At 37.7% G+C, this 14,760-nt stretch carries 18 protein-coding genes and 2 tRNA genes; 1 reads left to right on the top strand and 19 read right to left on the bottom strand.

Annotated features, from left to right (window positions below; translation table 11 throughout):
• Window positions 1-1,273: TonB-dependent receptor domain-containing protein (locus AWW83_RS06620; protein ID WP_143713911.1), on the top strand; the 1,273-nt coding region annotated here is incomplete at its 5' end.
• Here the strand turns inward: AWW83_RS06620 and AWW83_RS06625 are convergent.
• The 19 genes from AWW83_RS06625 to AWW83_RS06715 all read right to left on the bottom strand — a co-directional run bounded on the left by AWW83_RS06625 (window position 1,240) and on the right by AWW83_RS06715 (window position 14,741).
• On the bottom strand, window positions 1,240-2,574 hold the full coding sequence (locus tag AWW83_RS06625) for a carboxypeptidase-like regulatory domain-containing protein (protein ID WP_092350172.1): 1,335 nt from the start codon (window positions 2,572-2,574) through the stop codon (window positions 1,240-1,242). The two genes, AWW83_RS06620 and AWW83_RS06625, sit on opposite strands and share 34 nt — an antisense overlap.
• Window positions 2,575-2,827: 253 nt before the next feature.
• Window positions 2,828-2,901: transfer RNA gene (locus tag AWW83_RS06630), tRNA-Glu, on the bottom strand.
• Between the two features lie 15 nt (window positions 2,902-2,916).
• Window positions 2,917-2,989 (bottom strand) — tRNA-Gly (locus AWW83_RS06635).
• A gap of 53 nt (window positions 2,990-3,042) precedes the next feature.
• Window positions 3,043-3,654, bottom strand: a complete 612-nt coding sequence (locus AWW83_RS06640; protein WP_092350174.1) for a thioredoxin family protein — start codon at window positions 3,652-3,654, stop codon at window positions 3,043-3,045.
• A gap of 9 nt (window positions 3,655-3,663) precedes the next feature.
• Complete coding sequence (locus tag AWW83_RS06645) at window positions 3,664-4,461, bottom strand: protein-disulfide reductase DsbD domain-containing protein (protein ID WP_092350176.1); 798 nt, start codon at window positions 4,459-4,461, stop codon at window positions 3,664-3,666.
• Window positions 4,442-6,262, bottom strand: a complete 1,821-nt coding sequence (locus AWW83_RS06650) for an AMP-dependent synthetase/ligase (RefSeq protein WP_092350178.1) — start codon at window positions 6,260-6,262, stop codon at window positions 4,442-4,444. The genes AWW83_RS06645 and AWW83_RS06650 overlap by 20 nt, the downstream gene beginning before the upstream one ends.
• A gap of 24 nt (window positions 6,263-6,286) precedes the next feature.
• Entirely contained in the window at window positions 6,287-6,658 is a 372-nt protein-coding gene (gene acpS, locus AWW83_RS06655) for a holo-ACP synthase (protein WP_092350180.1), read from the bottom strand.
• Window positions 6,655-7,341 carry a TIGR02253 family HAD-type hydrolase gene (locus tag AWW83_RS06660; protein WP_092350182.1) on the bottom strand — a complete coding sequence of 229 codons (687 nt, stop codon included), beginning with the start codon at window positions 7,339-7,341 and terminating at the stop codon, window positions 6,655-6,657. Before AWW83_RS06660 ends, acpS begins: the two co-directional genes overlap by 4 nt.
• Window positions 7,342-7,422: 81 nt before the next feature.
• Complete coding sequence (locus AWW83_RS06665; RefSeq protein ID WP_092350184.1) at window positions 7,423-7,668, bottom strand: type II toxin-antitoxin system HicA family toxin; 246 nt, start codon at window positions 7,666-7,668, stop codon at window positions 7,423-7,425.
• The gene (locus AWW83_RS06670; protein ID WP_092350186.1) at window positions 7,665-7,880 is read right to left on the bottom strand and encodes a type II toxin-antitoxin system HicB family antitoxin; all 216 of its coding nucleotides are present in this window, start codon (window positions 7,878-7,880) and stop codon (window positions 7,665-7,667) included. Before AWW83_RS06670 ends, AWW83_RS06665 begins: the two co-directional genes overlap by 4 nt.
• Before the next feature lie 5 nt (window positions 7,881-7,885).
• A complete protein-coding gene (gene aroQ / locus AWW83_RS06675) occupies window positions 7,886-8,326 on the bottom strand; it encodes a type II 3-dehydroquinate dehydratase (RefSeq protein WP_092350188.1) in 441 nt (146 codons plus the stop codon).
• Window positions 8,323-8,604, bottom strand: a complete 282-nt coding sequence (locus AWW83_RS06680; protein WP_143713912.1) for a hypothetical protein — start codon at window positions 8,602-8,604, stop codon at window positions 8,323-8,325. Before AWW83_RS06680 ends, aroQ begins: the two co-directional genes overlap by 4 nt.
• Before the next feature lie 14 nt (window positions 8,605-8,618).
• Window positions 8,619-9,851, bottom strand: a complete 1,233-nt coding sequence (locus AWW83_RS06685; protein WP_200753995.1) for an exo-beta-N-acetylmuramidase NamZ family protein — start codon at window positions 9,849-9,851, stop codon at window positions 8,619-8,621.
• 21 nt (window positions 9,852-9,872) lie between these two features.
• Window positions 9,873-10,301: a nucleoside-diphosphate kinase gene (ndk, locus tag AWW83_RS06690; RefSeq protein ID WP_092350194.1), complete on the bottom strand. Its 429-nt coding sequence runs from the start codon at window positions 10,299-10,301 to the stop codon at window positions 9,873-9,875.
• A gap of 3 nt (window positions 10,302-10,304) precedes the next feature.
• Window positions 10,305-11,291, bottom strand: a complete 987-nt coding sequence (gene sucD, locus AWW83_RS06695; RefSeq protein WP_092350196.1) for a succinate--CoA ligase subunit alpha — start codon at window positions 11,289-11,291, stop codon at window positions 10,305-10,307.
• Between the two features lie 20 nt (window positions 11,292-11,311).
• Entirely contained in the window at window positions 11,312-12,214 is a 903-nt protein-coding gene (locus AWW83_RS06700; RefSeq protein ID WP_092350198.1) for a DNA-methyltransferase, read from the bottom strand.
• Window positions 12,199-12,789 (bottom strand): ThaI family type II restriction endonuclease, encoded by a 591-nt coding sequence (locus AWW83_RS06705; RefSeq protein WP_092350200.1) that lies wholly within the window; start codon window positions 12,787-12,789, stop codon window positions 12,199-12,201. The genes AWW83_RS06700 and AWW83_RS06705 overlap by 16 nt, the downstream gene beginning before the upstream one ends.
• Window positions 12,790-12,852: 63 nt before the next feature.
• Window positions 12,853-14,310, bottom strand: a complete 1,458-nt coding sequence (gatA, locus tag AWW83_RS06710) for an Asp-tRNA(Asn)/Glu-tRNA(Gln) amidotransferase subunit GatA (RefSeq protein WP_092350202.1) — start codon at window positions 14,308-14,310, stop codon at window positions 12,853-12,855.
• Complete coding sequence (locus AWW83_RS06715) at window positions 14,307-14,741, bottom strand: Sec-independent protein translocase subunit TatA/TatB (RefSeq protein ID WP_092350204.1); 435 nt, start codon at window positions 14,739-14,741, stop codon at window positions 14,307-14,309. Before AWW83_RS06715 ends, gatA begins: the two co-directional genes overlap by 4 nt.
• Window positions 14,742-14,760: the final 19 nt, after the last annotated feature.

Here is a 14,760-nt window from a genome sequence, read left to right on the forward strand (position 1 = left end):
TGTAACTTATGTTTCACCAACGACTGGAGCAAGGATACCGAATCAGCACAGGTCATACAGAAATTCGGAGGCGGATCCGAACAGAACAGCAGGTTATAACAATCCGTTCTTCACAATTTATAAGAACCCATCTTTCTTCTACACTGATAGAATTTTTGGAAGTGCTGAGATAAGTTATGATCCATTCAAGTGGTTTGGGATCACTTATCGTATTGGGGCTGATTATTACACAGACCGCAGGAATCAAGTTTGGCCAGTTCAAGACGCAGCAGTTCCAACAGGAAGAATTATTCGTGATGTAATCTCACAGTTCCAGATTAACACAGATTTGATGTTAAGATTCAAATATCAACTTGGCTCACTCCTTTCAGCATCGGCTTTACTTGGCTTCCATCTTGATCACGAGCAAACAGATGATACATACATCCAGGGAACAAGATTTATAATCCCAGAAGCACCGGATTACATTTTGAACACACTTGATTATTTACCTAATGAAAGTAAGACGATAGTAAGAACTGGTGCATTTTATGGTGAACTTGGTTTTGATGTTCTTGATCAACTTTACATTCGTTTGAGTGGAAGAAATGAGAGTGCTTCAACCTATGGAACAAGTGTTGATATGACATATTTCTTCCCATCCGCAAGCGTTGCGTGGGAATTTACAAAACTTCCTGTGTTAAGAAATCAAACTTTGCTGAGCTTTGGTAAAGTTCGTGCAGCTGTTGGTGTTGCTGGTGTAAGACCACCAGCTTATGTAACAAAAACATATTATGTCAATGCAAGCTTTGGAAACGGTTGGGGTCCTGTGATAAACGCGATTTACTATGGTGGTGGTGCTGTTCAATCTGCACAATTTGGCAATCCTTATCTTAAACCTGAATTGACAACTGAGACAGAATTTGGATTTGATCTTAAATTCCTCAACGATAGGTTAGGCATAAGCGCAACAAGATATGTAAATAACACCAAAGATGCTATCCTCAATGTTGCAGTTCCACCGTCAAGTGGATATTCAACGAGATGGGCAAATACGGCGAAGATTGAAAATAAAGGAACCGAGTTGCAAATAATTGCTGAATGGCTTAGATTTGGTGGTTTCTCCTGGACGACAACAATTAACTGGTCGCAAAACAGGAATAAAGTTGTTGAACTTGCACCTGGGATTGAATCAGTTGGGCTTGCTGGTTTCGTTGACCCAAGCTCAAGAGCTGTTACTGGTTATCAAATGGGTGTGATTTATGGTTCAAGATGGGATAGATGGGATAGATAAGGTCTATTATCAAAATCTGGTGGCGTTCTATAAGCACCAAGCAAGAGACCACTTATATTTGAACCCTGCTGAACACGATGTGTTGATGTCCTAACATACGCTGCGTTAACCCTGGCGTTTATATTTTCAGCAAATCTTCTTGAAACATTCGCTCTTATGGAAGTTCTCTTGAAATCGCTGTTTGCAAGGATGATTCCTTGCTCCTCAAGGCGCTCTGCGTTCAAATAAAAGTTACCCCATTCATCACCACCACTTACTTCAATTGAACCATTCCATGTGATTGGTTTGCGGAAAAGCTCTGTCGCATGGTCATAGGTATCTTTTGATCTTTTAACAATTATCCTTGAATATGGATGAGTTGGAATTTGCAGTGAATCCGGTCCACCTGGTCTATCTGCTATTCTATCACCCCAACTGAGAGCGGAGTTAAATACGAAGTTACCATATTGCCCTTGACCAAATTCCCTTTGCAACGGGAATGGTCTCAAAAGCTCACTTGAATGGATTCTCCCTTTCAAAGATAATCTAACTTTTCTCTGCGATGAGAATGTACCTGACTTTGTCTTTATAACTATAACACCATTTGCAGCTCTTGCTCCCCAGATAGCAGCTGCTGCTGGTCCCTTCATAATTTCAATTGATTCAATATCCTCCGGGTTTATATCAACATTTCTTGAAATCGTTGAAACATTGCCAACGCTTGCTCCAAAAGTTGAGTTCCATATCGGAACACCATCAACAACTATTAATGGCTCATTTGCCGTTTGAAGTGATCTCGGACCACGAAGGACAATTCTTGTCGCTGCACCTGGATCGCCAACAGTTTCAATAGTAAATACACCAGGCGCCTTTACAGCAATAGATGAAATAACATTTGTATAACCAGTTCTCAAAACCGTCTCACCAGTAACGCTTGAAACAGAAGTCCCGAGTTTAGCGCGCTCCTCTTCTGTTCCAATCGCAGTGACAACAATCGGGCTTACTGTTATAAGCCCTGGTGATAATCTGATGTTAACTGTAACTGTGTCCCCGGGCGTAACCCTTACACTTTGTCTAAATTCTTGATAACCCACATATTTTGCTACCAAAGTGTAATTTCCGGGAACGATGTTTCTTATAATGTAGAATCCCGCAGCATCGCTTGCTGCGCCGTAAACAGTGTTAAGTAGGAAGATATTTGCCCCAGGCAATGGCTCCCCTGTTTGGGCATCTGTAATTCTACCTCTTATTGCACCAAGCTGTGCAAAAGCAACTGTGCTAACTAAAAGAATAGCAAATAAAACTAACAGAGATTTTTTCATAGCTTAACCTCCGTATGAGTTTTAAAAAGATGTTTAACTAAGAAGACGCCAATTTTATTGAAATGAATCAAAGGCAGGAATTAGCAATTTTACGATTCAGCGCACCTCCTGATTTTTGTTTTACTTAACTTTTCCTTTTTCGGCAGGTGCTTTCTGAAATAATTTTTTTCTTTCAATCTATGTCAAGGTGCGCCTTTAATAAAGCGTTTTCAGAAGGAATATAATAAAAATTTTTTAACTTGTCAAGAGCTAGTAGCGCGTGCGGGATTCGAACCCGCGATCTCCGCCTTGAGAGGGCGGTGTCCTAGACCACTAGACGAACGCGCCATAAAATTTTTAAAGAGCGCGAGACGGGACTCGAACCCGCGACACCCAGCTTGGGAAGCTGGTGTTCTACCAACTGAACTACTCGCGCTCTTTATGTTTGCAATTATAATATAATTTCCCAAACTAAAAAAGTCAAATTTTTTAATTCTCCGCATACTTAACAGAGCAACCGTATGGCTTTGTCACAGAAACGCTAACTGGTTTCCCACTTAAAATTTCATTCAAAACATTTCTAACATAATTTACTTTTTCCTTCTTTTCGCCTCTCGGATCATCATCAATTGCTCCACTGTAAAGAAGTTTTCCATCTTTGCCGATTACAAACATATGTGGTGTCGTCTTCGCATCAAACATTTTACCAACTTTTCCATCTGGATCCATCAAATATGCAGTATACACAGCACCCCATTCTTCGTAAATTTTCTTCAACTCTGCTGGCTCCCTATAATCACGATGTTTCGGATTTGTTGAATTAACAAGCAACCAAACAACGCCTTTCTCTGTAAATTCCTTCTGAACCGTCGTCATTATCTTCTCTCTATAAACACGCTGAACAAATGGACAGTTCGGATTTGTCCACTCAAGAACAACAATTTTACCCTTAAAATCAGACAACTTAACAACTTTCCCATTCAAATCATTTAAACTAAAATCTGGAACAACGCTTCCAACTTCAACTTTTTTATCTTCCCCAGAGAAAATTGCCATCGCCAAAATTAAAGCCCCAACTCCAATTGCTTGAATCAAATTCATTTCACCACCTCATTTTGTTTTTGTTAAGTTTAAATTGATTTCATAACCTTCGTTATTTACGACGATAATACCACTCAAAAAGTTCATCGTCTCATTTGAACTTGTTGAACTAGCCATTAACTCAATTACACCATCTTTGACCTTTACACTTCTTAAATCAATGATAAATTTATCGGAAACATCCGGATAAAAATCAACTACTTTTTTTGCATCCTTGCCCGAAAGTTGAATCTTGACATAATTCACGCTCCCCTTCTTCTCAACTTTAAAATCTTTAACCCTAAGTCCTGACTCCTCAAATTTTTTCGGCAAAAAAGATTTGTATTTCTCAATCTCAGATTTTTCAGATTTGCTTGATGGTTTGATTTTATATTCAACTGTCGCTTTGCCCGGAACACAACTTTCACTGCAAACGAGCCAGCTCAAATCAACTTTTATCAAGTCTAATTTTTTAACATCAACTTTTGAAACAAATTGAATTGGAATTAACAAAATCACTTCATCGTAATATCCATACGAAATAATATCACTGTGGACGATCTTCCGTGGCAATGGAAATTGAACATCACCAGCTTTTAGATAATTCGGCAGTGTTAATTTAATTTCAGGTGGAAGCCCAGCATCTCCGGGATTTCGCCAGTAAATATACCAGCCCTTATCAATTGAAAATTTTACACCAAGAAAAAATTTATCGGATTTACCATCCCAATTGGACAAAACATTAATCTTGACATATTTTTGCCCTTGCGAAAAAATAAAACCAGAAAACAAAATCACCATCGCTATCTCAAACGCCAAGTTCCTCATACATTTTCTCAATTAGTTCTTTATACTTTTGCTCAACAACTTTCCTCTTAACTTTTAATGTTGGTGTCAATTCTCCATCTTCAATCGTAAATGGTTTTTCAAGCAAACGGAAATTCCTTATATGCTCGTGTTGTGCAAGCTCTTTGTTAACTTTTTTAATCTCTCTTTCAAACAATCTATAAATTTCATCCCTGTGCAATAACTCTTTTTCATCCTGAAACTGAATTCCCTGTTGCTTTGCGTAATCATTTATTGCTTCAAAATCAGGAACAATTAAAGCTGTCAAAAATGGCTTACCTTCACCAATTACAACTGCTTGATCAATGTAATTTGATTGAACGAGCAAACTTTCAATAGGTTGAGGGGCAATGTTCTTACCACCGGAGCTGACAAAGATATGTTTTTTCCTATCTGTGATAACAAGAAAGCCATCTTCATCAAAGTAGCCAATATCGCCCGTGTGAAACCATCCATCCTTGTCAATTGCTTCAGCGGTTGCTTCAGGATTGTTGTAATAACCGAGCATAACATTTGGTCCACGTGCGAGAATTTCCCCATCTTCTGCAATTTTTATCTCAACCCCGGGAATTGGTTTCCCAACCGTCCCAAATTTATAATCATCAAGCCGATTAACAGTCAAAACAGGCGATGTTTCCGTCAAACCATATCCTTCAATTATCTTAATTCCAAGAGCTTCAAAAAATTCACCAAGTTCCTTTGCAAGAGCAGCTCCACCAGAAACGAAAAATTTTATCCTTCCTCCTGTCCTCTCTTTTAACTTTGAGAAGACAAGTTTATCCGCAAGCGCATATTGAGCTTTAAGCCACGCCGGGACATTCCCTTTTTTGCTTGCTTGAACATATTTCTTCCCAACATCAAGAGCCCAATAAAAAATTTTCTTTCTCAATGCAGGTCCTGATTCAACTCCTTTTATTATCCTGTTGTAAAGTCGCTCAAACAATCTGGGAACGCTTGTCATAACAGTTGGTTTAACCTCAAGAAGATTTTGTGCGATTGTATCAATGCTTTCCGCAAGTGCAACAATCCCACCGCAGGCAAACGCTGCATAAAACCCCGCCATCCTTTCAAATGAATGTGAAAACGGTAGATATGATAAAAATGTATCCTCAGGCGTCATCGGAACAACTTGCGTTGCACTTAAAATGTTTGAAACAAGATTTTTATGTGTTAAAACGACTCCCTTCGGCTCGCCCGTTGTCCCAGATGTGTAAATTATCGTTAAAATATCTTCCGGCTTAATTTCACGAATCATGTTTATCCAATAATCTGGATTTTTCTCCCTAAAATCTCGCCCAAGCTCCATAAGTTCTTTTAAACTTAAAAGATACTCCGGCGCAGTTATTCCTTTCTCTGTGAAAATTATAACTTTGTCAAGCGATTTAACATTGTCATAAATTTTTTCAACTTTTGAAAGTTGAACTTGATTTGAAACAAAAGTTGCTTTTACACCCGCATTGTTAAAAATATACTCAATTTGTTTTGCAGTTAAAGTCGGATAAACCGGGACATCTATTATTCCCGTTGTTGTCATCGCAAAATCAACAATTATCCATTCAATTCTATTTTCCGAGATTATTCCAACTTTATCTCCCTTTTTCAATCCAAGCGCAGCAAGTCCGCACGCTGTAAGTTCAACCATTTCTCTTAGTTCCTTATAAGAAAGTGGCTTATAAACGCCAGCAACTTTGTAAAGATAAGCTGGTTTTTCAGAATCAATAAAATGCCTTGTGATGACATCAAACATTTCGGCAATTGTTGAAAATGGCTTCACAACTGGCATAGTTTAGATCCTTTTTGGTTTAGATTAATTCTTTTCAACAAGAGCAAAAGAGACAGCGTAATTTAAAGAATGTGAAATTGAGATATGGAAAAAACAAGATTTGAACTGTTCTTTAAGCTGATTATAAAGGACAACAACTGGCTTCCCATTTTCATCATTTAAAATCTCAACATCTTTCCATCTGAAAATTCCACTCCATCCGGTTGAGATTGCTTTGCTTATTGCTTCTTTTGCTGCAAATCTTCCGGCAAGGTGCTGATGGAAGTTTTTCTTTGAAAGGCAATAATCTATTTCACGCTGTGTGAAAATCTTTTGCAAAAAATGTTCCCCCCATTTCTCTGTTAAGTTCTTAAATCTTTCAATTTCAACTATATCAACTCCAACTCCAATTATCATAGCCAACCATTTTCTTTTTTGATTATGTCAATGAGTTCAATAATATCGTTCAACTCATAATCTGCCTCTGGATTTTGCGTGTTAAATGTGTCTCCATATCTTGCAAAAGCGGTCTTCATTCCAACTTTTTTCGCCCCGACGACATCTCTTTCAGCCCAATCTCCAACCATTATCGCCTCGTGTGGTTCAACTCCAAGAAGTTCAAGCGCCTTCAAAAATGGAACCGGGCTCGGTTTCCTTTCCCCTGTATCATCAAAAGTTATAACATGGTCAAAGATGTGGTGAAAATTTAAATAACACAATCTCAACCATGCCTCACGAGCTGGGGCATCCGAAATGACGGCAAGTTTCAAACCCATTTTAAGAAGCGTCGTCAATGTCATATAAACATGTGGATACGGGACAAGAGCAGCTTCACGAGCACGCCTGTATGCGACAACCCCTGCGGAAAGAATTTTATAATCAATCCTTCCGTAAATTTCCTTCAAAAGGTCATCAAAAACCTGCTGATACTCAATCCCCTTTTCAGCGTAAATTCTATCAATCCTCTGCTTCGCCTCTTCATAAGAAATTTTCAAACCCGCATCAATCATCGCACTTATTGCTGCATCAATCGCCTGTCTTTTCATCGTCATAAAATCAACAAGCGTATTATCAAGGTCAAATATAACCGCTTTTATCATTTTCCTATCTGGGTTGATTTGATAATTGCTTCTACACCCAAAATATAACTCAAATATCCAAAACCTGCAACGATTTGACAATCAAAATAAATTCTTCAAAAGCTCATCCTTGGGAATCTTTAAGTAGTTTGCAACTTCATTCAAAATTGAATTTAAAGTCCCAATTTTTAACGACTTATGGTCTGGTATCGTAATTTTGTGCTCGTTTGAATGATATCTTGAAACTAATCTAATATGGCTTCCTGTCTCTCTTGTTATTTTATATCCATACTTGCTTAAAAGCCTGGCAAGTTGCCTTCCGGATACATCTCTCGGGATTTTGCTCATAGATGCAAAATCTCATCTTTAACGATATGCAATCTAACAATCTTTGGTATCTCTTCTTCATCGTCAAAATGGCATCTTATCGCATCTTTAATTTTTTCCTTCAACTCTTCAATTGTGTCTGCTTCTGTGAAGATAGGATAATCAAACGCTCTTGCTGTATATCCACCCTCAATATCTTCCTCAACGATGAAAATTATTTCAGCAGATCTCATAAATTTTACTGTTTTGATTTGACAATTGCTTCTACACCCAAAATATAACTCAAATATCCAAAACCTGCAATATAACCCTTACAAACTGGAGAGATGACGCTTTTTGCTCTGAATTTCTCCCCACGCTCTGCTCTTGACTGAATGTTTGATAAATGCACTTCAACAACTGGTATTTTTAAAGAAGATATCGCATCCCTTATCGCATAAGAATAGTGAGTAAAAGCGCCCGGATTTATCAGGACACCATCAAAGTCGGAATCAATCAAAGAGTTTAACTTGTTAACTATTTCACCTTCAAAATTTGACTGAAAAAACTCAAACTCAACATCTGGAAATTCTTTTTTCAAAATTTCATTTATCTCATCAAGCGTCAAAGTCCCGTAAATTTCCGGCTCTCGCTTCCCGAGAATGTTCAAATTTACTCCGTGAATTATGAGAATCTTCATTCCTTTGCGATTTTTAATTTTGCAAGCTCATCTTCAATTATCTCTTTAACCGTTTGACTCATTAAACCTTCATCAATTCCCATTTCAACTATGCTTTGTGCAAGAAGCGAAATTCTCTTCTGCGTGTTTGCAATTTTATTTATCACGATCATTTTCTGCTCCTTCAAAACACAATATCCACCTTCAAAATCGCCTCTTTCATATCTCAAAGTTATTCCAAGATCACGAACAAATTTTTCAAGTTCTTCAAGTATCGTCTCTGGTTTCCTTCTTTTCATCAAAAATTCCAAATTTAATTATACAGCAAATACTTTTGCCGTATTTTCAAAAATTTTTCAAGTCCGTCCTTCCACGATTTTATAATTTCTTCCGGCTTTTTCCCTTCGTCAATCATCAATCTAACTTTGTCTGTTCCCCATAATCTATCCTGCCCTGCGGTTCGCCATTTGAACTCATTCGGATATAACTTTTTCAATGTGTAAAGTATATAAACAGCTGTTTTAACCGGCTCAAATTTTTCACGATCATAAACATTCAAATAAACACCTCCACATCTTTCACCTTCGTATTTTGGATCAACGGTTACTTTTTCAATATCAACTGGAACAAATTCAATTGGTTCAAATTTTACGCCCGGAAGATTGTAACTGTTAAGTTCATCAGCGAGTTTTTTTCCATCAATCCACGGCGCACCGATCCATTCAAAAGGATGCTCCGTTCCTCTGCCTTCTGAAACATTTGTCCCTTCAATGAAACAAGTTGCTGTATAAACTATTGCAGTTTTCAAAGTCATCATATTCGGAGATGGCTTAATCCACGGCAATCCCGTTTGATCAAACCACATTCTTCTTGAATAATTTTCCATCTTTACAATGAATAAATCAGCTTTAACTCCATTTTCAAGCCATCCCTCTTCATTAAACATTTTCGCAAGTTCGCCGACCGTCATTCCGTGTGAAACAGGTATTGGATGAAGCCCAACAAATGATTTAAACTTTGGCTCAAGCACCGAACCATCAACATAAACACCACGAATTGGATTTGGTCTGTCAAAAACGATAAATTTTTTCCCTTGCTCCGCACACGCTTCCATACAATAGCTCATAGTTGAAATGTAAGTGTAAAATCTCGCTCCAACATCTTGAATATCAAAAATCAAAACATCAATATCTTTCAACATCTCTGGCGTTGGCTTTTTAACTTCACCATAAAGCGAATACACTTTTATACCCGTTTTCGTATCAACCCCGTGTGAAATGCTTTTTCCGTCAGGGACTTCACCTCTTATCCCATGTTCAGGTCCAAAAAGTGCAATTATCTTTACATCTGGAATTTCGTTTAAAACATCAACTATATGTCTTCCGTTTGGCAAAATCCCAGTATGATTCGTCACAATTCCAATTCTCTTACCCCTTATCAAGTCAAGGTGCTTTTCAAGGAAAACTTCAGCGCCAATTTTAACTCTCTTTTCTTGCGAAAAAAGCAAAGAGAAAATCAAAAGGTTTAACATAATCAATTTTTTCATCTTTGTGCGTGATTTAATTTATCAATCAACTCCATTTGCGATTAACTCACTCTGGGAGAAAAAGAATGCTATTTCAATTTTAGCGTTTTCAACGGAATCTGAGCCGTGAACTATATTTTCCTGTTTGCTGTCTGCATATAACCTTCTTATCGTTCCTTCATCTGCTTCTTTTGGGTCGGTTGCACCGATTAATTTTCTGAAATCTTCAACTGCATTTTCTTTTTCAAGAACGAGAGCAACAACTCTATCTGAACTCATAAACTTCACAAGGTCATTATAAAACGACTTTTCACGATGAACATAATAAAACGCCGATGCTTGCTCTGGTGTTAAGCGAAGCATTTTCATAGCAACGATTTTAAATCCAGCTTCTTCAATATGTGCAATAACTTTTCCGATTAAATTTTTTCTGACGCAGTCGGGTTTGAGGATTGCAAGCGTTCTTTCCAAGGTTTATCTCCTTTTTTTGTTTTTACTTTGTTTTGAAACTTTTGATTTCTTTGATTTTGCGGTTTTTGATTTTTTTGCTTTTGAAGACGACATAATGAAAACTTTTTTCTTCGGTTTTTCACCCAAAACTTTTTTAACCGTCTCACCTATAACAGCTGGATTTTCAATCACATAAATTCCTGCTTCGGATAACGCTTTCATTTTTTCCTGGGCAGTTCCTCTTCCACCCGAAATAATTGCGCCAGCATGACCCATTCTTCTTCCGGGAGGTGCAGTTCTACCAGCAATGAAACCAAAAACAGGTTTATCAACATTGTTCTTAACAAATTCCGCTGCTTCTTCCTCAGCCGTTCCACCAATTTCACCTATCATTACGATCGCTTCTGTTTCCGGGTCTTCGTTAAAAAGTTTTATAATGTCCGTAAATTTTGAACCAATAACAGGATCACCACCAATTCCAACACAAGTTGATTGTCCAAACCCAAGCTCTGTTAATTGTTTCACCGCCTCATAAGTCAGTGTTCCGCTCCTTGAAACAATTCCGATATTTCCCTCTTTATGAATAAATCCCGGCATTATACCAACTTTCGCTTTGCCTGGTGAAATTACACCCGGACAATTCGGACCAATTAAGCGAGATTGCGTATGTTTCAAATACTCATAAACCTGAATCATATCTTTTGCAGGAATTCCTTCTGTAATGCAGACGATTAATTTAATTCCAGCATCCGCTGCTTCAATTATAGCATCTGGTGCAAATGGTGCGGGAACGAAAATAATTGATGTGTTTGCACCTTCTTTTTCAACCGCTTCACGAACAGTGTTAAAAATTGGAATTTTACCATCAAAGAAAGTTCCGCCTTTCCCCGGGACAACGCCAGCGACGACATTTGTTCCATATTCAATCATTTGCCTTGTGTGGAAAGAACCTTCACCACCGGTTATTCCCTGAACCACAAGCCGTGTGCTTTTGTCAACAAGTATTGCCATTTTTCTCTTGAATTTTATTTTTACAAAAGTTTATCCTGAAAACTTGCATAAAATTCCTTAATTCTTCGCTCCGCAAGTTTTACATAATTTTTGTTTATCTCATACCCAATATATTTTCGGTTTGCCATAAGAGCTGCAATTGCCGTTTGCCCGCTCCCCATAAATGGGTCAAGAACAACTTCGTCTTTAAAAGTGTAAAGTTGAATAAGTCGGTAAGGAAGTTCAACGGGAAAAGGAGCTGGATGCCCGACTTTCTTAGCAGATTCAGGTGGAAATGTCCATACACTCTTTGTAAATTCAAGAAATTCCTCTCTTGAAATTGTGCTTTCTCTCTCAAACGGATTAGGTCTTGTCAATGAAGATTTTGAAAAAACAAGGATATACTCGTGTTGGTCGCGAAGAGTTGGGTTTTTAGGCGAAAGCCACGAGCCCCAAGCAGTTGATGGGCTTCCGCCTCCTGCCTTATTCCAAATAATTTCGCCCCGCATCAAAAATCCAAGTGAAAGCATATCTTCAATTACATAAATGTGAAGCGGTAAATATGGTTTCCTTCCGAGATTTGCTATGTTTATCGCCAGTCGCCCGCCAGGAACAAGAACTCTCTTTACTTCCGAAAAAACTCTTTTCAAAAATTCCCTGTATTCGTTTAATGTTAAATCATCGTCATACTCTTTTCCAACATTGTAAGGCGGAGATGTCACAACAAGATGAACGGAATTATCAGGAATTTCTTCCATTTTTTCGCTTGATTTACAAAAGATTTTGTTTAAGTATTCGTCGGGAATTTTATTCTCCACATATTCAACATTTTCTTCTTTTGGTAAGTCCTGAAAAAGTTTTCGCGCATAGAAAATTGAAGAATCGTGGTTTATTCTACCGGGCGAGCCAAATGAACTCGTTTTTGTCCCTAATCTCTTTCCCATAATTCAATCCACCTCCTAAAAGGTTCATATGGATCAATCTTTTTTTCAGGTCTTTGCCAATTTATTTCAATTTTTCTTGTCCGGTAATGGTTTGCAAGTTCAATCAGACCTAAATTACTTATCTCTACACCTCTTGGATTAGTTCCCTTGCGATGCTTAAAAATGTATTTTTCTCTGCCTAAACTTTCAAAAATTTCTTTTTGAGTTTCAAGTGGGAAATAATAAAAACCACCATTTTTCTCCCATACAACTTCAACGAGTAATAATTCGCTTTTCGGTTCGTATGAATTAAAAAATTCATCAACTTTATTCCAATCAACAGTCCAAATTAATTTTACTCCACTTCCGGAAAGGCGTATAATTCTTTTAGGAATAGCACCTGTTTTTGTTTTGATTGAGACAGGAAACCCAAATAATTTGAGATCAAAGTCAGGAGAATTTATACCAGCAATTTCCACATTGTCAGTTCCAAATTTATAAATCAGTAAAGCAATTAAAATCTGTTCTCTTATTGTTCCAATTTCCATTCCAATTTTACTACCTTTTGAGATCTCGGCTTCTGCAAGCGAAAACATATATGGCAACTTTCTTTTTATTTTTCAGCTATTGCTTTATCCTCAAACATTAACTTCAATTCGTTAATCATTATTCACCTTTTTATCGTAATTTTTCTCCAAAAAATCCGAAACCCTCAAAATCGTCCCTTCATCAAACTGATTGCCAATAATTTGCATTCCAATCGGCAATCCTTTGCTATCAAAACCAGCTGGAACATTTATCGCCGGAACACCAGCAAGATTTACAGAGACCGTGTAAATATCCGATAGATACATTTGAAGCGGATCGTCAACTTTTTCACCAATCCTAAAAGCTGTAGTTGGCGATGTCGGAGTTATTATCACATCAACCTTCTCAAATGCTTTATCAAAGTCCTCTTTTATCAATCTTCTCACTTTTTGAGCTTTCCTATAATATGCTTCATAATATCCAGCAGATAAAACATATGTCCCGAGCATTATCCTTCTTTTAACCTCGGCTCCAAAACCTTGACTTCTTGATTTAACATACATTTCATATAAAGTTTTCACACCTTCTGCTCTGAACCCGTATCTTGCTCCATCATAACGTGCAAGGTTTGAGGATGCTTCCGCAGTTACAAGTATGTAATAAGTTGGAATGTTGTAATCAGTGTGCGGAAGCGAGATTTTTTCAACAATTGCGCCACTTTCTCTCAAAAAATCAATTCTTCTTTCAATCGCTTCCCTTATTTCATCATCAAGCCCCTGTGAAAAATACTCCTGCGGTATGCCAACTTTTAAACCCTTAACATCTTTATCAAGAAAACTCAAATAATCCGGAACTGGAACATCCGCCGATGTTGAATCAAATTCATCACGACCAGCGATAACTTGAAGAACAAGAGCTACATCTTTTGTTGAATTTCCAAATGGACCTATTACATCAAACGAAGAAGCAAACGCAACAAGACCAAATCTTGAAACTCTTCCATAAGTTGGCTTCAAACCATAAACACCGCAAAAAGAAGCTGGTTGTCTAATTGAGCCACCCGTATCAGAGCCAAGCGCAGTCGTTGAAAGTCCAACTGCAACCGCAACTGCACTCCCACCGCTTGAACCTCCTGGAACACGTTCTTCATCATAAGGATTAAGCGTGGGTCCAAAGTAAGAATTCTCAGTTGATGAACCCATCGCAAATTCATCAAGGTTTGTCTTACCGATTATGATTGCATCCTCTTTTAACAATCTTTCAACAGCGGTTGCGTTGTAAAGCGAAATAAAATTCTCAAGTATTTTTGACGCACATGTGCATTTTTCATCTTTAATGCAAATGTTATCCTTAACCGCAATGACCATCCCCGCCAGTTTCTCAGCATCCCCGGACTTTATCTTCTCATCTATCTCAATAGCCCTTTGAATTGCTTTTTCTTCAAAAACACTGATAAAAGCATTTAACCTCCTAAACTCTTTTATCTTACCCAGATAACTTTTGACAAGAGATTCACAGGTCAATTCCCCCGATGTGAGTTTTTCTCTTATCTCATCATAGGTCAAAACATCAAATTTTTTAACCTTCATCTTTCTTTTGACTTTGTTTTCACACCCGAGCGAGATTTAACTTTAACTCTTGACGATGATCTCATCTTCGTTTTTTTACCAGCCGAATTGTTCCGTCCCTTTGATAATTCATTTCTCTCAATTATTTGCTCTGATTTTTCAACAATTTGTTCTTCTTGCTTCACAAATTTTAAATCATCAAGTTCATTCGCCCTCTCAATCGGTTTATCAGCTAACTCCTTGACTTCGGAACTGATCTGATTTATTTCAGAATTTAAATCAATCCCTGTCACGCTTTGAATTTCGCTCTGGACATCTTGCATTGCTTTTCTAAATTCACGAACTGCTTTTCCCAAAGTTCTTGCTATATCAGGAATCTTCTTCGGTCCAAAAAATATCAAAATGAACAAAGCAATTACAAGTAATTCTCCAAATCCGATGTTTTCAAACATAGAGACACCTCCCGACGAT

The organism is Candidatus Chryseopegocella kryptomonas (assembly GCF_001536065.1).
Taxonomy (GTDB): domain Bacteria; phylum Bacteroidota; class Ignavibacteria; order Kryptoniales; family Kryptoniaceae; genus Kryptonium; species Kryptonium kryptomonas.